This is a genomic window from Streptomyces avicenniae, from assembly GCF_000719135.1.
Lineage (GTDB): Bacteria > Actinomycetota > Actinomycetes > Streptomycetales > Streptomycetaceae > Streptomyces > Streptomyces avicenniae.
In genome coordinates, this window is the sequence record NZ_JOEK01000017.1 from 235,298 (window position 1) to 253,480 (window position 18,183).

Genomic DNA, 18,183 nt, shown 5'->3' on the forward strand with positions numbered 1-18,183 from the left:
ACGTCACGGCAGGGGGCTGACGCCCGGGGCGCCGGGCCCGGGGCTCAGCCGCCCGACGTGCCGTCCTCGGCGCCCTCGCGCGGCACGGCGCAGTCCTGCGGGTCGTCCAGCCAGCCGTCGGGGAGCGCGACGCGGTTACGGCCCGAGGTGCGGCCCCTGGGCCCGTCCGCGCCGGTGGGCCACTCCTGGTCGAGGTCCGCCTCGGCGAGCAGCGTGGCGAGTTCGTCGAGCGAGGCCGAGACGGCCAGCCTGCGGCGCAGCTCGGAGCCGACCGAGAAGCCCTTGGTGTACCAGGCGACGTGCTTGCGGAAGTCGATGACGCCGCGCGCCTCGTCCTCCAGCCACTCCCCCAGCAGCCGGGCGTGCCGCAGCATGACGTCCGCGACCTCCCGCAGCGACGGCCGCGCGTACGCGTCCTCCCCGCGGCCGTCGAAGGCCGCCACGAGGTCGCCGAACAGCCACGGCCGCCCGAGGCAGCCGCGCCCGACGACGACGCCGTCGCAGCCGGTCTCGCGCACCATGCGGACGGCGTCGGCGGCCGACCAGATGTCGCCGTTGCCGAGGACGGGGATCTCCGGCACGGCCTCCTTCAGGCGGGCGATGGCTGACCAGTCGGCCTCGCCGCCGTAGTGCTGCGCGGCGGTCCTGCCGTGCAGGGCGATCGCGGTGACGCCCTCGTCCACGGCGATGCGGCCCGCGTCGAGGTAGGTGAGGTGGTCGTCGTCGATGCCCTTGCGCATCTTCATGGTGACCGGCAGGCTCCCCGCGTTGCCGACGGCGGCGCGCAGGATGGCGCGCAGCAGGGGCCGCTTGTACGGGAGCGCGGAGCCGCCGCCGCGCCGGGTGACCTTGGGGACGGGGCAGCCGAAGTTGAGGTCCACGTGGTCGGCCAGGTCCTCGTCGGCGATCATGCGGACGGCGCGGCCGACGGTCTCCGGGTCCACGCCGTAGAGCTGGATGGACCGGGGCTTCTCCGCGTCGTCGAAGTGGACGAGCCGCATCGTCTTGTCGTTGCGCTCGACCAGCGCGCGCGAGGTGATCATCTCGCTGACGAACAGGCCGCGTCCGCCCGCGAAGTCGCGGCAGAGCGTGCGGAAGGGCGCGTTGGTGATCCCCGCCATGGGGGCGAGGACGACGGGCGGATCGACGGAGTGCGCCCCGATCCGCAGCAGCGGTTCAGCCATGCCCCCATTGTCCACCGCCGGGGAACGCCCCCGGTCCGGCGGGCGGGTGCCCCGCTCCGGCGTGGCCGGGCGCGCCCCCGGGGCAGCAGCAACGATTCAGCGGCGGCGCCGCCGTCCGGGCCCGCGACCGCCCCCGCCTCGCGACTCTGCGCATCGTTTTGAACACATAACGTGATGGGTAGCGTCCTGGTCAGTCGAAACGGGGGAGGCTTTCCCATGCCGGAGCCGGCCGCGCGGCGGCAGCAGCAACACCGGTCGCCGGGCGGTGACGACGGGCACCGGCCGGGGCGTCCGATCCCGCCACCGGCGGAGCCCGCGCCGGGCCGCGGCGGGCAGGTGAGCGAGGCGGCCGAGCGGCTGGTGACCGCGCTGCGGCACCGCCTGGGCCGCCCCGTCCCGCCGGAGTGGACGGCGGCGCTGCGCGCGACGCCGCGCGACGTCTTCCTGCCGGGGACGGTGTGGCTGCGTGACGGCGAGGGCGGCTACGAGCGGTGCGACCGCGCCACGGACGCGGGGCGGTGGCGGGCCGCCGCCTCGGCGGACGAGCCGGTCGTGACGCGGCTGGACACCGAGCCGGACGGCTGGCAGCGCCCGGTGTCCTCGCTGTCCGCGCCGAGCACGGTGGTGCGCATGCTGGACACGCTGGCGCTGCGCGACGGCGACCGCGTCCTGGAGATCGGCACCGGCGTGGGCTTCACCGCGGCCCTGCTGGCGCACCGGCTGGGCGACGGCCAGGTCATCAGCCTGGAACTGGACGCGGATCTGGTGCGGACGGCGCGGGGCAACCTGGCGTTCCTCGGGCGCCGCCCGGCCGTGGAGTGCGCGGACGGCGCGCGGGGGTGGCCGGACGGGGGGCCGTACGACGCGGTGTTCGCGACGTGTTCGGTGCGCGGGGTGCCCGGCGCGTGGCTGGAGCAGACGCGGCCCGGCGGCCGGATCGTCGTGCCGTGGGCCACGGCGTGGTGCGCCTTCGGGACGGTGACGCTGACCCGGCGGGACGACGGGGGCGCGGACGGCCGGTTCACGTCGGGTGGCTCCTCCATGCCGCTGCTCGACCGGACGGCCCACGGGCCAGGGCCTGAGCGGGTGGACGAGCCGCCGCGCGTCAGCCGTACCGGCCTGTCGCCCTGGGCGGTGGCGGGCGAGGACTACACGGCGCAGTTCGCCGTGGGCGCGTGCGTCCCGGGTGTGCGGCACGTGTGGGACGGCGCCCCGGCGCCGAAGGGCGTGCGGGTGCGGCTGTGGCTGGACGACGAGGCGGGGGGTTCCTGGGCGACGGTGGACGTGCGTGACGGGTCGGTGGGCTTCGTCGTCGCGCAGTACGGCCCGCGCTCGCTGTGGGACGAGGCGGAGACCGCCTGGCACTGGTGGGACCATCACGGCCGCCCGACGCCCGACCGGTTCGGCATCTCCGCCACGCGTGACGCGCACACCCTGTGGCTGGACACGCCCGCGACGCCCTGCCTGCGCCCGTCGTCCTGACGGGGCCGCCGCCGTGGGACACGAGGCGGCGTGACGTGGCGGCGCCCCGCCCGGTGTGCCATCTTCGGCGCCATGACGTCCCCCTCCCCAGGCCCGTCCCACTCCCCCGCCCCGCTGCCGTCGCGCACCCTCGGCGCCCACGGCCCGGCCGTCTCGGCCCTGGGGCTCGGCTGCATGGGCATGTCGGCCCTCTACGCGGGCGGTCCGGGGCCCGCCGAGTCCGTCGCGACCCTGCACGCCGCCCTGGACGCCGGGGTGACCCTGCTCGACACCGGCGACTTCTACGACATGGGCGGCAACGAGATGCTGATCGGCGAGGCGCTGCGCGGCGTGTCGCCCTCGACGCGTGAACAGGTGCTGCTGAGCGTGAAGTTCGGCGCGCTGCGCGATCCCGACGGCGGCTTCGCCGGGTTCGACGGGCGGCCGGTCGCCGTCCGCAACGCGCTGCTGTACTCGCTGCGGCGTCTCGGCGTGGACCATGTGGACGTCTACCGTCTCGCCAGGCTCGACCCGGCGGTGCCGATCGAGGAGACGGTGGGGGCCGTCGCCGAATTGGTGCGGGCGGGCCTGGTGCGGCACGTCGGGCTGTCGGAGGTCGGCGCGGCGACGGTCCGCCGGGCGGCGGCCGTGACGCCGATCGCCGATCTCCAGATCGAGTACTCGCTGCTGTCGCGGGGCATCGAGCGCGAGATCCTGCCGACGCTGCGTGAGCTGGGTATCGGCGTGACGGCGTACGGCGTCCTGTCGCGCGGGCTGATCAGCGGCCACTGGCGGGCGGACCGGCGGTTGGACGCGGCCGACTTCCGCCGGACGAGCCCGCGGTTCGCCGGGGACAACCTGACGCACAACCTGCGGCTGGTCGAGGCGCTGCGGGCGGTCGCGGACGAGCGGGGTGTGAGCGTTGCGCAGCTCGCGATCGCGTGGGTGCTGGCGCAGGGCGAGGACATCGTGCCGCTGGTGGGGGCGCGGACGCGGGAGCGGCTGGCCGAGTCGCTCGGCGCGCTGTCCGTGGCGCTCGGGCCGGAGGATCTGGCGGCGGTCGAGGCGGCGGTGCCGCCGGGGGCGGCGGCGGGCGCCCGGTACGCGCCGGGGCAGACGGCGTTCCTCGACGGGCAGGGCTGAGGCCGCCTGACGCGCGACGTGCGGTGCGGGTCAGGCGGCCTCTGGCTGCGGGGGCCGTGCGGTGTGCGGCGGTTCAGCAGCCGACGAGGCGCCCGGCGAGGTAGGACTCGACCTGGTCGAGGGAGACGCGCTCCTGCTTCATCGTGTCGCGCTCGCGGACGGTCACGGCGTTGTCGTCGAGGGTGTCGAAGTCCACGGTGACGCAGAACGGGGTGCCGATCTCGTCCTGGCGCCGGTAGCGGCGGCCGATGGCGCCCGCGTCGTCGAACTCGATGTTCCAGTTCCTGCGCAGGGCCGTGGCGAGGTCCTTGGCCTTCGGGGACAGCTGGGGGTTGCGCGAGAGCGGGAGCACGGCGACCTTGACCGGGGCGAGGCGCGGGTCGAGCGTCATGACGACGCGCTTCTCCATCTTGCCCTTGGCGTTGGGCGCCTCGTCCTCGTGGTAGGCGTCGAGCATGAAGGCCAGCATGGCGCGGCCGACGCCCGCGGCGGGCTCGATGACGTAGGGGGTCCAGCGCTCGCCGGCCTCCTGGTCGAAGTAGCTGAGGTCCTGGCCCGACGCCTTGGCGTGGGCGCCGAGGTCGTAGTCCGTGCGGTTGGCGACGCCCTCCAGCTCACCGAACTCGGAGCCCGCGAAGTTGAAGCGGTACTCGATGTCGGCGGTGCGCTTGGAGTAGTGCGACAGCTTCTCCTTCGGGTGCTCGAACCACCGCATGTTCTGCTCGGACAGGCCGAGGCCGCGGTACCAGTTCCAGCGCTGCTCCATCCAGTACGTCTGCCACTCCTCGTCCTCGCCCGGCTTGACGAAGAACTCCATCTCCATCTGCTCGAACTCGCGGGTGCGGAAGATGAAGTTGCCCGGGGTGATCTCGTTCCGGAACGACTTGCCCATCTGCGCGATGCCGAACGGCGGCTTGCGGCGTGACGTCTGCTGGACGGCGGCGAAGTTGGTGAAGATGCCCTGGGCGGTCTCCGGGCGCAGGTAGGCGACGGAGCCGGTGTCCTGCGTCGGGCCGAGGTGGGTGGACAGCAGGCCGGAGAACTGCTTGGGCTCGGTGAAGACGCCCTTGTTGCCGCAGTTGGGGCAGTTCAGGTCGGCGAGGCCGTTCGCGGGGACGTGGCCGTGCTTCTCCTCGTACGCCTCCTCCAGGTGGTCGGCGCGGAACCGCTTGTGGCAGGAGGTGCATTCGGTCAGCGGGTCGGTGAAGGTCGCGACGTGGCCGGACGCCTGCCAGACCTCGGTGGCCAGGATGACCGAGGAGTCGATGCCCACGACGTCGTCGCGCGAGGTCACCATCGCCCGCCACCACTGGCGCTTGATGTTCTCCTTCAGTTCCACGCCGAGCGGTCCGTAGTCCCAGGCGGCGCGCTGTCCGCCGTAGATCTCGCTGCTGGGATAGACGAAGCCACGGCGCTTGCTGAGGCTGACGATGGTGTCGATCTTGTCGGCGGCCACGGTGCTCTCTTCGGGACGAAGGACGACGCTGGAATTGGATCAGGTTACCGGCGCCCGAGGGGGCGTCGGCAAATCGGCGGGGTTCCCGCCGCGGGGGCCCGCGGGGGCGGATCGAGGCGGTCGTCACACCTTTGCGGCCACATTTGACAATGATTGTCATCTGACTTGAAAATGGCTGTCATGAGCATCCGTCGCGTTGGTACGCGTTCCCGTTCCCGATCCCGCTCCCGGATAGCCGGCTCCGCGCTCACCGCGGGCGCCACGGCCGTGGGGCTGCTGGCCCTGACGGCCTGCGGCTCCGACGACGGCGGGGGCGGAGGGGACGGCGCGGGCGGCGGGCGGCTGGACGTGGTGGCGTCGTTCTACCCGATGGAGTTCCTGGCCGAGCGCATCGGCGGCGACCACGTCGAGGTCTCGACGCTGACCGGGCCGGGCGTCGAGCCGCACGACCTGGAGCTGTCGCCGCGGCAGACGGCGCGGGTCACGGAGGCGGACCTGGTGGTCTACCTGGCCGGGCTCCAGCCGACCGTGGACGAGGCGGTGGAGACCTCGGGCGTCGCACACGTCGCGGAGGCCACGTCGTTCACGTCCCTGGAGGAGCACGGCGACGACGTGCACGGCGAGGAGGAGCACGCCGACGAGCACGGGGACGAGCACGCCGAGGAGGGCCACGAGGGGCACGACCACGACCACGAGGGCGGCGACCCGCACATCTGGCTCGACCCGGCGAAGTACGCGGAGGTCGCCGAGGGCGTCGGCGACGCCCTGGCCGAGGCCGACCCGGACCACGCCGCGGACTACGCGCGGAACACGGACACGCTCGTCGAGGAACTGCACGCGCTGGACGGGGAGTTCACCGAGGGCCTGGCCGGGCGGCAGTCCGACACGTTCATCACGACGCACGCCGCCTTCGGCTACCTCGCGGAGGCGTACGGTCTGCACGAGGAGGCCATCGCCGGTCTCGACCCCGAGTCGGAGCCGAGCGCGGCCCGGATGCGGGATCTCCAGGACATCGCGGAGGCGGACGGCGTCTCCACCATCTTCTTCGAGACACTGGTCAGCGACGACACCGCGCGGACGCTCGCGGACGACCTCGGGCTGACCACGGCCGTGCTCGACCCGGTCGAGGGCATCACGGACGAGTCCGCGGGCTCCGACTACCTCGCCGTGATGCGGGCGAACCTGGCGGCGCTCCAGGCGGCCCTGGGCGTCCCCGCCTCCTGACGGGGACGGGGCCGGGCGGAGCGGGACGGCGGCGGCGGCGGAGAAGCGGACGGCGGAGGACGGAAGGGGAGCGGACCATGGAGCAGCCAGAGCCCGTCATAGCCCTGCGGGGCGTGAGCGCGGAGCTGGGCGGACGTCCGGTGCTGCGCGGCGTGGACCTGACGGTGCGGCGCGGCGAGGTGGTGGCCCTGCTCGGGGCGAACGGCTCGGGCAAGTCCACGGCCGTGCGCGCCGCCGTGGGGCAGGTGCCGGTGAGCGGCGGGGAGCTGGCGCTCTTCGGGACGCCGGTGCGGCGCTTCCGTGACTGGCGGCGGATCGGGTACGTGCCGCAGCGTTCGACGGCGGCGGGCGGTGTGCCCGCGACCGTGCGCGAGGTGGTGATGTCGGGGCGGCTGGCGTTGCGGCGGCTGCGTCCGCTGGGGCGCGCCGACCGGGCGGCCGTGGACCGTGCGCTGGGCCTGGTGGGGCTGGCGGACCGTGCGGGCGATCCGGTGGGGTCGTTGTCGGGCGGGCAGCACCAGCGGGTGCTGATCGCGCGGGCCCTGGCGATCGGCCCTGAGCTGCTGCTGATGGACGAGCCGCTGGCGGGCGTCGATCTGGCGAGCCAGCGGGTGCTGTCGGGGACGCTCGCGGCGCTGACGGCCGAGGGTGTGTCGGTGCTGCTGGTGCTGCACGAGCTGGGGCCGCTCCAGCCGCTGATCGACCGGGCGGTGGTGCTGGCGCACGGCCGGGTCGAGCGGACCGTGGACCATCCGGCGCAGCTGCCGGAGTCGCATGCCTGCCATCCGGCGGACGAGCTGCCGCCGTCCGCCGCGCCGTCGCTCCAGACCGGGATCCTGTGAGGCCGTGATGTTCGAGGTGTTGGACTACGCGTTCATGCAGCGGGCGTTGCTCGCCGCGCTGCTGATCGGTTTCGCCGCGCCCGCCGTCGGCATCTACCTGGTGCAGCGGCAGCAGGCGCTGATGGGGGACGGCATCGGGCATGTGGCGCTGACGGGGGTGGCGCTCGGTTTCCTGCTGAGCGCGAACCCGGTGTGGACGGCCGTGCTGGTCTCGACGGTCGGGGCGGTGGCGATGGAGCTGCTGCGCTCGTCGGGGCGGGCGCGGGGGGACGTGGCGCTGGCGATGCTGTTCTACGGCGGCATGGCGGGCGGTGTGATGCTCATCAATCTGGCGCCTGGTGGTTCGACGGCGAACCTGACGTCGTACCTGTGGGGGTCGGTCACGACGGTCTCGGAGGGGGACATCGCGGCGATCTGCTGGCTGTCCGTGTTCGTGCTGGTGGTGACGCTCGGCCTGCGGCGGCAGTTGTTCGCCGTCTGTCAGGACGAGGAGTTCGCGCGGGTGACGGGGCTGCCGGTGCGGACGCTGAACCTGCTGCTGGCCGTGACGGCCGCGGCGACGGTCACGGTCGCCATGCGGGTCGTGGGGCTGCTGCTGGTCAGCGCGCTGATGGTGATCCCGGTGGTGGCGGCGCAGCAGGCGACGCGTGGGTTCGTGATGACGCTGGCGCTCGCGATGGTCTTCGGGGTGCTGGTGTCCGTGTCGGGGACGGTGACGTCGTACTACGCGGACGTGCCGCCGGGGGCGACGATCGTGCTGATCGCGCTGGGGCTGTTCCTGGTGGTCTCGGTGCTGGCGCTGCCGCTGGCGAGGAGCCGGGCGCGCAGGCAGGCGGCGCGGGAGGCCGTGCCGGTGCCGGAGGCGGCGGGGGTGGCCGGGGCGTAGCGGCGGGCCTGTGCCCGGAGCAACCGAAAACAGCTACCCTGACGACGCGGGGTCAGGTCCGATTCTGCGGCGAGGAGGCAGACGTGGAGACGCTGGGACCACCGGTACGCGGCCGTTCGACGCGCCAGCGCGCGGCCGTCGCGGCGGCGCTCGCGGAGGTCGATGAGTTCCGGAGCGCGCAGGAACTGCACGACATGCTGAAGCACAAGGGCGACTCGGTGGGCCTGACGACCGTCTACCGCACGCTCCAGTCCCTCGCCGACGCGGGCGAGGTCGATGTGCTGCGGACCGTCGAGGGCGAGGCCGTCTACCGGCGCTGCGCCAGTGACGACCACCATCACCATCTGGTGTGCCGGGCGTGCGGCAAGGCGGTGGAGGTCGAGGGGCCCGCGGTGGAGAAGTGGGCGGACGCGACGGCGCGGGAGCACGGGTTCGTGGACGTGCGGCACACCGTGGAGATCTTCGGTACCTGCGGGGACTGCGCGGGCGCCTGCTCCTGAGCGCCGACTGCCGGGCGTGCGGGGCCTGTTGGTGCCCCGGCCGGGCGCCGGGGCCGTGCGGTGCCGCGTTACGGTGGGGGCCGTCGGCGGACCGGAGGGAGTCGGTGTGACGGACGGCGGGGACGGGCGGCCCGATCTGGGGCTCGGCCGGGCGCACACGGCTCGTATCTACGACTACCTGCTCGGTGGCAAGGACAACTACGCGGCGGACCGGGAGGCGGCGGCGCTGGCGTTGCGTGTCCAGCCGCACGCGCGGACCGTCGCGCACGCCAACCGTGCGTTCATGCATCGGGTGACGCGTGTGCTGGCGGCGGAGTACGGCGTCCGGCAGTGGCTGGACATCGGCACGGGCATACCGACGCGGCCGAATCTGCACGAGGTCGCGCAGTCCGTGGCTCCGGAGGCGCGGGTGGTCTACGTGGACAACGACCGGGTCGTCCTGGCGCACGCGACGGCGCTGCTGGGCAGCGCGCCGGAGGGCCGTACGGCGTACGTCCACGCGGACGCGACGCGCCCGCGGGCGGTTCTCGAGGCGCCGGAGCTGGCCGAGACCTTGGATCTGGACCGGCCTGTGGCGCTGAGTCTGAACGCGCTGCTGCACTTCCTGCCGGGGGATCCGCGGGACGTCGTGGGCCCGCTGATGGACGCCCTGCCGTCCGGGAGCGTGCTGGCGCTGACGCACGCGACGCGGGATCTGGCGCCGGAGATGTGGGACGCGATCGCGGCGATCTACCGGGGTGCGGGGAATCCGCTGTATCTGCGGACGCACGCGGAGGTGCGGGGTCTGTTCGACGGGCTCGACATGGTCGCCCCCGGGCTGGTGATCGCGCACCGCTGGCGTCCGCAGCACGTCGGGACGGGCGCGACGGCGGCGACGGCGGCGGTCACGGACGCCGACGTGAGCCTGTGGGCGGGTGTGGGCGTCAAGCCCTGAGCGGGGTGGCCCGGGCGGTCGTCAGGCGAGGAGGAGGGCCATGTCCCAGCCTCGTACGGCGGGGCCGCCGCCGCCCGCGTAGGTGTCGAGTGCCAGGGCCACGCCCGCGGCGCCGTCGAGGAAGCCCGGGGAGGCGGCGGGGCGTCCGTCGGGTGCGGTGAAGCGGTAGCAGAAGCGGGATCGCGGGTCGTGGTGGGCGAGGAGGATGGACGCGATCTCGTCGTGGAGGAGCCGGAGCCGTCCGTCGTCGAGGTGGGCGGCGAGGAGGCCGGTGAGGTGGAGGACGCCGCTCCAGCCGTGGCGGATGCCGGGGCTGTCGAGGCCCCATTTCTCGGGGTCCTGGGTGATCAGGGGCAGCAGGGCGCGGTGGGCGAGGGTGTGCCAGTCGTGGCGGCCGAGGGCGAGGGCCGCGAGCTGGACGGCGCGGGCCGTGCCGGGGGCGCCGTCGGACCAGGTGGGGCGGCTGGGGGCGGGTGACCAGTGGCGTGGTCCCGCGGCCCACTCGTCGGGGGTGAGGTGGGCGGGCCACAGGATGCCGTCGCCCTGCCGTACGGCCCAGTCGGTGAGGAGGCCGACGAGGCGCTCGATGGCGTCGCGCTGGCCGTCGAGGACGACGCCGGCGCGGTGGGCGAGGGAGAGCAGGGCGAGGGGGCCCGCGATGCCGTGGGCGAGGCCGAGGTGGAGCCGGTCGTCGTGGGCGGACCACCAGGCGGGGACGGTGCGGCCGTGGCGCGGGACGGTGCGGCGGCTGAGGGTGATGAGGTGGGCCAGGACGGCGCGGAGTCCGGGGGTGGCCGTGCCGTCGCGGGCGAGGAGGTGGCGGCCGATGCCGGTGAGGCCGTCGGCGCCGATGCCGAGGCCGGGGGTGGTGGCGGCGTGGAGGGGGCGGGGCCATCGGGTGGCGAGGCGGTCGAGGGCGTCGAGGTGGTCGCCGGTGGCGCGGTGGGCGACGAGCAGGGCGAACGCGAGGGCGCCGGTGCCGTCGTGGATGCCGGTCGCGCCTGGCGGGGCGTGGGCTGCCGCCGTGGTGGCGCGGTCGAGGCAGGCGGCGGCGAGGCGTGCGTGGTCGGCGCCGCCGAGGGGGCTGCCGCTGAAGGCGAGGGAGACGCCGGGGTAGCCGTTCGCGAGGGAGAGGTCTCCCCAGGGGGACGCGGGCCCGGTGTCGGCGGCGGCGGCGCCGGGGTCGGCGAGCGCGCCGCGGATGCGGGCGGCGACGGTGCGGGCCTGGTCGCGGTGGCGTGGCGCGGGGTGCACGGTGCAGGACCCTCCTCTCCCCCGGGGTCCCGGGGCCGTACCCGGACATGACGAAGGGCGGCAGGCGGTTCTCCGCCCGCCACCCTTCGGTGACAAGTGATCAGCTTCAGCCAATGATGCCGATGATGCCGATGATGCCGATGATCGAGTCGCGGGAGGAAGTCATAGTCAACACTCCTAATGTGATTGGGATTTGCAAGAGCTGTGCTGCACGCGTAACCGTAGTTGGTGGAGTGACGCCTGCGCTAGATCGACCTGGACTGGATTTGAGTCACGTTCGTCACGTCCCTGGACCGCGCTCCGGACGGTGCGGTAGGGCGGCGGCGCCCGGGGGGCGGTGCGGCGGCAATGCCCTTTGGGCGACTGTGTGTTACCTCCCCGAGATCAGGGGCATGATTCCCGACGGCGCCCGGCGTGGGGCCCGGGTTACCCACCGTGCAAACTTGTTGAAGCCATGCCAGATCGAGGACGACTTGATTCCTGTGTTTCCTCTTCCGATCAACACTGGTAATTAACGCGTTGGTTACGAAGAGGGCCGACTTCCGACCGGAGTGGGTGTGCGGGAGCGTCCGTTCAGGGGGTGGGGCGCCTGTCGGGGTCGGGCTCGGGCGGCGGGTCGTCGCCGGGTGGTGGTCCGTCGGGCGCGCGGCGGGTGTCGGCCGTGGCGCCGCCGGTGGCCGCGCGGCCCTCCCAGCCGGGGAGCACCCGGCCGCACACGGCGTGGGTCCACAACTCGGTGTCCGTCACGGTCCACGCGCGCAGCGGCGCGCGCCCGAGTCGGCCGACCGGCTTCCGCCATACCACCCCGGTACTCCTCACACCTGCGCCGAGCGGCCCGTGCGGGTCCGCACCACCAGTGTGCCAAGTCAACGGGCCCCGTATGGACGGGACCTGACGACGTGTCGGCGTTCGGCGCGCGGTCAGGGGGCGGTGAGTTCGACGAGGCGGCGTACCGTGTTCCAGTTCCGGGTGGTGGCGACGATGCCCTCGCGGGCGGGGGTGAGCCGGGCGGTGGTCTCGGCGAGGCGGGAGCGGCCGAGCCCTTCCGGTGTGTGGAGGTAGAGCGCGCGGTCGCCGAGGGCGAACTCCTCGGGGTGGTACGCCGCCGCGTCGAGGGCGGCGAAGCGGGCGGCGTCCACGGGGTGGGAGTAGTACGTGACGTGGAGCTGCTTGCCCTCCAGGGTGTCGGCGGGGAAGGGGCAGGCGTCCGCGACGGCGGCCAGGTAGGCGTGGTCGCGGACGAGGACGTCCACGTGGAGGCCGAAGTGCTCGGCGAGGGCCGCCGACAGCTGTTCGGCGAGTGCCTCGTGCGGTGTCGTGTCGGTGTCGAGGACGACGTTGCCGCTCTGGAGATGGGTGCGGACGCGCCCGTAGCCGCGTTCGGTGAGCAGGGCGCGCAGGTCGGCCATGAGGACCTTGCGTCCGCCCCCGACGTTGACGCCGCGCAGGAGGGCGGCGTAGGTGGTCGTTCCCATCTCCTCACCCTAATGCGCGACGTCTCGGGGGGCTCGGGGGGTGTTACGGGTGGTCGCGCGTGGTCCCGTCCCACTGCCATGCGGTGCGGCGGGGCAGGCCGGGGAGGGCGGCGCGGCCCGTGCACCACAGGAGGGTGTCGGCGGGGGCGTGTCCTGGTGGGGCTTCGGGGAAGAGGCGGTGGACGGCGGCGGCGGCCGGGGTGTCGGGCGGGGACCAGGCCGGGTCGAGGGTGCGGGTGATGTCGTGGGTGTGGACGGCCAGTTCGGTGATTCCCATGGCGGCGAATCCGGTGGCGTCGGAGTGGCCCCAGGGGTGCCAGGCGCGTGCGTCGGGGGGTGTGTCGCGGACGGTGGTGGTGAGGAGGTGGGCGGCGATCCGCAGGCCGTCCAGGCGGTCGGGGACGGGGGCGTGCGGGTCGAGCGAGGCGAGGAGCGTGACGTAGCGGTCGGTGGGGCGGGCGATGAGCAGGCCCGCGTAGCCGACGAGGCCGAAGGCGAGGTGGTCGAGGGTCTGGCTGCGGCTCCAGTCGAGGCCGTGGGCGGGGCGTGACCAGTTCTGGTGGGCCTGCTGGCGGAGGGCGGCGAGGCACGTGTCGGCGGTGGCGGCCAGCAGGCCGGTCCAGGACGTCGCCGTCGCCGTCGGTGTCGGAGTCGGAGTCGGTGTGGCCGTGGTCACCGGTCGGCCGCCGGGTTCCTGAGCACCTCGATGAGGCTGGCGTAGCTGTCGGCGCCGTGGCCCGCGTCCCTGGCCCGTTCCATGGCGGACTTGAGGAGTTCGGGCAGGGCGTTGTCGATGTCGCGGGCCGCGGCGGCGTGCAGGAGGTGGTCGATCGCCGCTATCTGCACGTCCACGGTCGCGTCGTCGCCCGGGTAGCGGCCGTCGTCCACCTGGGCCGCGTAGGTGGTGAGGAAGCCGGTCACGGCGCCGAGCCAGCGGACCGCGACGGGCGTGAAGGCGGTGGCGGGGGTCTTCTCCGCGCCGACCAGCGCGGTGCCGTGGAGCCAGCCGGTCATCGTGGACCACATGAGGCCGAGGAGGGCGGCGTCGTAGAGGGAGGCGAGGCCGGGGTCGGTGCCGAGGTGGAGGGGGTCGCCGAGGGAGGTCAGCGTCGGCCGGTGGGCCGTGAACGCGTCGGGGGAGCCGCTGTAGAGGAACATCATGTCGGGGCTGCCCACTCCCGGCGGGGTGGTCATGATCGCGCCGTCGAGGTGGCGGATGCCGTGGGCCGCGGCCCAGGTGTCGTTCGCGCGGGCCTGCTCGGGGGAGCTGGAGGTGAGGTTGACCAGGGTCTTGCCCGCGAGGGAGGCGGCGAGGGGGTCGAGGACGGCGTGCAGCGCCTCGTCGTCGAGGAGGCAGGTGAGGATGAGCGGGCTGGCGGCGACGGCCTCCTCGGGGGTCGCGGCCGGGCGTGCGCCGCGGTCGGCGAGGGGGCGGGCGCGGTGTGCCGAGCGGTTCCACACCGTCGTCGTGTGGCCCGCCTCCAGGAGGGCGGCGGCCAGCGCCGAGCCCATGGAACCGAGTCCGATGACGGTCACCGCCGAACGGTCTGCGTGCATGCGTGTCAACTCCCTGTACGTCCGCCTGGGGCGGTCCTGTCGTGTGGGATCCCCAAGATCGCAGCGGGCGGCGGGCGGGAACAGTGACACCGATGACGGTGATCACCAAATTCCCGCCATACCCTGGGCGGTATGAATCCTGGTTCCGTCGCCGTGGTGGTGACCGAGGACATCGACGTCTCCTCGTGGGACCTGTACGAGCTGAGCATCCCGTGCACCGTCTTCGGGAAGCCGCAGGCCGACCTGGCGGACCCCTGGTACAGCCTGCGGTTGTGCGGCACCGGGGAGCGCGGGCGCGGGGATTCCCCTGCGGGGTCGGGGCTGTCGCTGCGTGCGGGGCACGGGCTGGAGGGCCTTGTCGGCGCGGACACCGTCATCGTGCCGTCCGTGCCGGACGCGTGCGTCGAGGAGGGCAGGCCGCTGCCCGGCGGCCTGGTCACGGCCCTGCGCCGGGCCCACGAGGCGGGGGCCCGTATGGTCTCGCTGTGCACCGGCGCGTTCGCGCTGGCGGAGGCGGGTCTGCTCGACGGGCGCCGGGCGACGGCCCATTGGATGCACACCGCGCAGCTCGCCGAGCGGTATCCGCGGGTGGAGGTGGACGACTCGGTCCTGTACGTGGACGAGGGTGACGTCCTCACCAGCGCCGGGCTCACCGCGGGGCTCGACCTCTGCCTCCATCTGGTGCGCCGCGACCTGGGCGCGCGTGTCGCGAACCAGTTGGCCCGGCGGATGGTCGTGCCCGCCCACCGGCCGGGCGGCCAGGCGCAGTTCATCGACCTGTCGGTGCCCGCCACGGACGACCTGAGCCTGGCGCCCGTGCTGGACTGGGCGCGCGCCCACCTGGACCGGCCGTTGACGGTCGAGGACCTGGCGCGGCGTGCGGCGATGAGCCCGCGGACCCTCCACCGGCGGCTCAGGGCGGCCACCGGCACGACGCCGCTCCAGTGGCTGCTGAACCAGCGTCTGGGGCGGGCGCGGAGCCTGCTGGAGTCCACGGACCTGCCGGTCGAGAAGGTCGGGGAGTTGAGTGGTCTTGGCACCGCCAACAATCTGCGCCACCACTTCCTCAAGCAGGTCGGGGTGTCGCCGAACGCGTATCGGCGGGCGTTCCCGCGGGCGCTGCCGGGGGCGGGGGCGGGGCCGGGCGCGCTGCCGTACGGTTGACGCCCGGCGCGCCGCCGCACCGCCGCACCGCCGCGTGACCCGGATCACACCGGCCCGCGTTGACCTTCACATTGATGTGAAGGTCTGAACATCTGGGCATGACTGAGCATGAGAGCGCTCCGAGGGCCGTCGCCAGCGGTGGGGGCGGGCGTGGCGGGCTTCCGCTGCCCGCGCTGCTGGCGCTGACGACGGCCGTGTTCCTGACCGCCTTGACCGAGACGCTGCCCGCCGGGGTGCTGCCCGCCATGAGCGGGGACCTGGGGGTGGGCGAGTCCGCGATGGGGCAGTCGGTCACGGTGTACGCGCTGGGGACGGCGCTGACCGCCATCCCGCTGTCGGCGGCGACCGCCGGGTGGCCCCGTAAGCGGCTGCTGCTGACGGCGATGACGGGTTTCGCGGTGGCCAACACGGTCACGGCGGTGTCGGCGAGTTATCCGCTGACGATGGTGGCGCGTGGCGCGGCGGGCGTGGCGGCGGGGCTGGCGTGGGCGCTGCTGGCGGGGTACGCGCGGCGGATGGTGCCGGTCGCGCTCCAGGGGCGGGCGATCGCGGTGGTGATGACGGGTGTGCCGGTGGCGCTGTCGCTGGGGGTGCCCGCGGGGACGTATCTGGGGGAAACCCTGGGCTGGCGGGCGGCGTTCGGGCTGATGACCGTGATCGCCGCCGGGCTGATCGCGTGGATCGCCGCGCTGGTGCCCGACCAGCCGGGGCCGGGGCGGGGCGGCCGGACGCCGGTGCGGGCGACGCTGGCGCTGCCGGGGGTGCGGCCCGTGCTCTTCGTGACGCTGGTCTACGTGCTGGCCCACAACGTGCTGTACACGTACATCGCGGCGTTCCTCGACCGGCACGGCATGGGTGGTTCGACGGATGTGGCGCTGCTGGTCTTCGGGGTGGCGTCGATGCTGAGCATCTGGGCCGTGGGGGCGCGGATCGACCGGCGGCTGCGGCTGCTGGCGGTCGGCGGGACGGTGCTGTTCGCGGCCGGGGTGACGCTGCTGGCGCTGGCCGCGGGGAGCGAGCCGTTCGTCTATGTGGCCGTGGCCTTGTGGGGGTTGGGCTGGGGTGGCGCCCCGTCGCTGCTCCAGACGGCGGCCGGGGACGCGGGCGGCGAGTCGGGCGACACGGCGCAGGCGATGCTGGTGACGCTGTGGAACGCGGCGATGGCCGGGGGCGGCGTGGTCGGCGGGGTCCTGCTCGACCTCGCGGGCACGGGCGCGCTCGCGTGGAGTGTGCTGATCCTGCTGGCGCCCGCCCTGGCCGCGGTGGTGGCGGCCCGGACGCACGGCTTCCCCGCCGTACGGCCCGGCGTCACTCTTTCGCGTGAAGACTGACCACTCTCCGTAGCCAAACCCCCCACCATCGGGCATCCTCGTCACAGAGAGACACCGAACCGGGTGTCACCGAGGAGCGGAGGGGCGGTCATGGGGCCGAGGGGTGTGACGGGTCGTCGGGAGCTGCGCCGACGGGGCGTGGCGGTGGGCCGGGGGTCCCGGCCCGGCGGTGTGGGGGGTGGAGGCCACCGCCGGGCCGGGGTGAGGGTGGGAAGGTGGTCAGGGGGCGCCGTCGAGCGTGGTCAGCGCGTGGGCGTAGAGGACGCGCCCGCAGGGGGTGTTGCCTGTCGGTGCGCACGAGGCGTCGGTGAGGTTCTCGGCGTGTTCGGAGACCGACCACAGGCGGGGTGCGCGGCCGGTGCCGCGTCCGTGTTCGGCGTAGAGGTCCTCGGGGCCGACCGCCGTGCGCAGTTCGCCGCCGGTGCGGGTGAGACGTCCGCCGGTGATCCGTGCCCGCCAGAGGCTTCCGTTGCTGTACCGGTGGCTCTGGTTGACGTACCAGGCGCCGTCCTGGCGAGCGACGCCCTGCACCTGGTGGACCGGCAGGAACCAGCTGGTGTTCGCGGCGACGGAGCCGGAGCGGCGTTCCAGCTCCGCGACGGGCCAGGAGCCGGTGCGGCCGGTCGAGGGCAGGCCAGCCGTCGGCGCGCAGTACTCTCCGGCGACGAGGTGGTCGGTGCCGGTGCGGTCGAGGGAGAGATACGAGATCCGGGGGGCGCCGGTGTCGGCGCAGGCGCTGGACGAGCCGGAGTTGTACTGGGTCGCGGCCAGCCGCCAGGTGGCGACCTGGGGCATGACGTAGCGATAGCCGTAGGAGTACCAGACGTTGTTCTGGCGCCCGACCTGGCGGTTGTCGCGGACGTTGCTGCGCAGGCCGTCGGGTGTGGGGTCGTCCGCCGCCGCGTCCTGGTCCGGGTTCAGGTCCATGATGTACCGCATGTCGAAGACGCGGATGCCGTTGAACGTGTCGGCGACGTAGAGGTAGTTGCCGTACCAGACCATGCCGCCCGCGTGGATGCCGTTCTGCTGGGGGCTCTCGCTGGCGTGGACCGCGTCGAAGGAGATGTGGTCGTAGGAGTTGCGGTACGGCCAGACGAGGAGCACGTGCCGGTAGGCGCGTGCGGCGGGGTCGATGAAGGTGACGCGGACGCCCTTCTCGTTGCAGGCGTCGCTCTCGCCGGACGTGCAGCCGTCGCCGCGGCCCGGGTTGCTGTTGTCGTACCAGCCCGTGAGGACGGTCCGGGTGGCGTCGCCCCATGCCTCGTCCTCCTGGGCGTCGGAGACGCCGGTGACGGCCTGGGGTATCCACTCGGTGGTGACCGAGTCGTCGTGCTCGAAGCAGTAGCGCTCGACGGTGGCCACCGGGGGCTTGAGGGCGGGGTCGGTGCCGGAGACGGGATCGCCGCGGCCGAACGGGTCGGGGCATGAACCGCCGGTCTCCAGCGTGCGGTTGGCCTGGGTGAGGAGGTTCTGCACGCCTTGCTTGGGTAGCGCGGCGTCGAGGTCGGCGACCAGACCGGCGAGGTTGCTGCCCGCCGTCAGCCGGTAGTCACCGGCCGGGGCGGGGGCGCCTGGGCCGGGGAAGGCGAGGGCGGCGGCCTCCCGCTGGCGGGGGCCGAGGGTGCCGCGTTCCGCGCGGGGCTCCTGCGGGCCAGAGGCGGGCGCCCACGGGTCGGCGGACGCGGGGCCCGTCGCCTCGTGGCGGGGGGACGCGGGATCGGGGGACGCGGGATCGGCCGTCCCGTGGCCGGGGGCGTGGGGGTCGGGAGGGG

The 18,183-nt window shown here is 74.0% G+C and carries 17 protein-coding genes; 9 read left to right on the forward strand and 8 right to left on the reverse strand.

Annotated elements, in window-relative coordinates; genetic code table 11:
• Nucleotides 1-44: 44 nt before the first annotated feature.
• The gene (gene dusB / locus IF27_RS26580; protein ID WP_052852351.1) at nucleotides 45-1,184 is read right to left on the reverse strand and encodes a tRNA dihydrouridine synthase DusB; all 1,140 of its coding nucleotides are present in this window, start codon (nucleotides 1,182-1,184) and stop codon (nucleotides 45-47) included.
• A gap of 216 nt (nucleotides 1,185-1,400) precedes the next feature.
• Here dusB and IF27_RS26585 point away from each other — a divergent pair, with 216 nt between their 5' ends.
• Both IF27_RS26585 and IF27_RS26590 read left to right on the forward strand, forming a co-directional pair.
• Nucleotides 1,401-2,666: a methyltransferase domain-containing protein gene (locus IF27_RS26585; protein ID WP_110946260.1), complete on the forward strand. Its 1,266-nt coding sequence runs from the start codon at nucleotides 1,401-1,403 to the stop codon at nucleotides 2,664-2,666.
• Nucleotides 2,667-2,738: 72 nt separating this feature from the next.
• Nucleotides 2,739-3,788: an aldo/keto reductase gene (locus IF27_RS26590; protein ID WP_052852403.1), complete on the forward strand. Its 1,050-nt coding sequence runs from the start codon at nucleotides 2,739-2,741 to the stop codon at nucleotides 3,786-3,788.
• A gap of 73 nt (nucleotides 3,789-3,861) precedes the next feature.
• Here the strand turns inward: IF27_RS26590 and IF27_RS26595 are convergent, their stop codons facing one another.
• Nucleotides 3,862-5,244 carry a glycine--tRNA ligase gene (locus IF27_RS26595; protein WP_052852353.1) on the reverse strand — a complete coding sequence of 461 codons (1,383 nt, stop codon included), beginning with the start codon at nucleotides 5,242-5,244 and terminating at the stop codon, nucleotides 3,862-3,864.
• A gap of 171 nt (nucleotides 5,245-5,415) precedes the next feature.
• Here IF27_RS26595 and IF27_RS26600 point away from each other — a divergent pair, with 171 nt between their 5' ends.
• The 5 genes from IF27_RS26600 to IF27_RS26620 all read left to right on the forward strand — a co-directional run bounded on the left by IF27_RS26600 (nucleotide 5,416) and on the right by IF27_RS26620 (nucleotide 9,630).
• Entirely contained in the window at nucleotides 5,416-6,468 is a 1,053-nt protein-coding gene (locus tag IF27_RS26600) for a metal ABC transporter substrate-binding protein (RefSeq protein ID WP_110946261.1), read from the forward strand.
• Nucleotides 6,469-6,545: 77 nt separating this feature from the next.
• Nucleotides 6,546-7,310, forward strand: a complete 765-nt coding sequence (locus IF27_RS26605; RefSeq protein WP_052852355.1) for a metal ABC transporter ATP-binding protein — start codon at nucleotides 6,546-6,548, stop codon at nucleotides 7,308-7,310.
• Between the two features lie 7 nt (nucleotides 7,311-7,317).
• A complete protein-coding gene (locus IF27_RS26610; RefSeq protein ID WP_052852358.1) occupies nucleotides 7,318-8,196 on the forward strand; it encodes a metal ABC transporter permease in 879 nt (292 codons plus the stop codon).
• Nucleotides 8,197-8,279: 83 nt separating this feature from the next.
• Nucleotides 8,280-8,696 carry a Fur family transcriptional regulator gene (locus IF27_RS26615; protein ID WP_052852360.1) on the forward strand — a complete coding sequence of 139 codons (417 nt, stop codon included), beginning with the start codon at nucleotides 8,280-8,282 and terminating at the stop codon, nucleotides 8,694-8,696.
• Nucleotides 8,697-8,802: 106 nt separating this feature from the next.
• Nucleotides 8,803-9,630, forward strand: a complete 828-nt coding sequence (locus IF27_RS26620) for an SAM-dependent methyltransferase (RefSeq protein WP_052852362.1) — start codon at nucleotides 8,803-8,805, stop codon at nucleotides 9,628-9,630.
• Nucleotides 9,631-9,651: 21 nt separating this feature from the next.
• On the opposite strand, the gene IF27_RS26625 is transcribed toward IF27_RS26620, so the two are convergent.
• The 5 genes from IF27_RS26625 to IF27_RS26645 form a co-directional block, all read right to left on the reverse strand.
• Complete coding sequence (locus tag IF27_RS26625; protein WP_052852364.1) at nucleotides 9,652-10,884, reverse strand: lanthionine synthetase C family protein; 1,233 nt, start codon at nucleotides 10,882-10,884, stop codon at nucleotides 9,652-9,654.
• Nucleotides 10,885-11,457: 573 nt separating this feature from the next.
• Nucleotides 11,458-11,688, reverse strand: a complete 231-nt coding sequence (locus tag IF27_RS26630; protein ID WP_052852367.1) for a hypothetical protein — start codon at nucleotides 11,686-11,688, stop codon at nucleotides 11,458-11,460.
• Between the two features lie 116 nt (nucleotides 11,689-11,804).
• On the reverse strand, nucleotides 11,805-12,359 hold the full coding sequence (locus tag IF27_RS26635) for a DUF1697 domain-containing protein (RefSeq protein WP_052852370.1): 555 nt from the start codon (nucleotides 12,357-12,359) through the stop codon (nucleotides 11,805-11,807).
• Nucleotides 12,360-12,402: 43 nt separating this feature from the next.
• Nucleotides 12,403-13,035: a maleylpyruvate isomerase N-terminal domain-containing protein gene (locus IF27_RS26640; protein WP_052852372.1), complete on the reverse strand. Its 633-nt coding sequence runs from the start codon at nucleotides 13,033-13,035 to the stop codon at nucleotides 12,403-12,405.
• Nucleotides 13,032-13,916: an NAD(P)-dependent oxidoreductase gene (locus tag IF27_RS26645; protein ID WP_052852374.1), complete on the reverse strand. Its 885-nt coding sequence runs from the start codon at nucleotides 13,914-13,916 to the stop codon at nucleotides 13,032-13,034. Before IF27_RS26645 ends, IF27_RS26640 begins: the two co-directional genes overlap by 4 nt.
• Nucleotides 13,917-14,069: 153 nt before the next feature.
• Here IF27_RS26645 and IF27_RS26650 point away from each other — a divergent pair, with 153 nt between their 5' ends.
• A complete protein-coding gene (locus IF27_RS26650) occupies nucleotides 14,070-15,080 on the forward strand; it encodes a GlxA family transcriptional regulator (protein WP_420822057.1) in 1,011 nt (336 codons plus the stop codon).
• Between the two features lie 98 nt (nucleotides 15,081-15,178).
• Nucleotides 15,179-16,411, forward strand: a complete 1,233-nt coding sequence (locus IF27_RS26655; protein WP_052852376.1) for an MFS transporter — start codon at nucleotides 15,179-15,181, stop codon at nucleotides 16,409-16,411.
• 219 nt (nucleotides 16,412-16,630) lie between these two features.
• On the opposite strand, the gene IF27_RS26660 is transcribed toward IF27_RS26655, so the two are convergent.
• Nucleotides 16,631-18,183: hypothetical protein (locus tag IF27_RS26660; RefSeq protein ID WP_052852377.1), on the reverse strand; the 1,553-nt coding region annotated here is incomplete at its 5' end.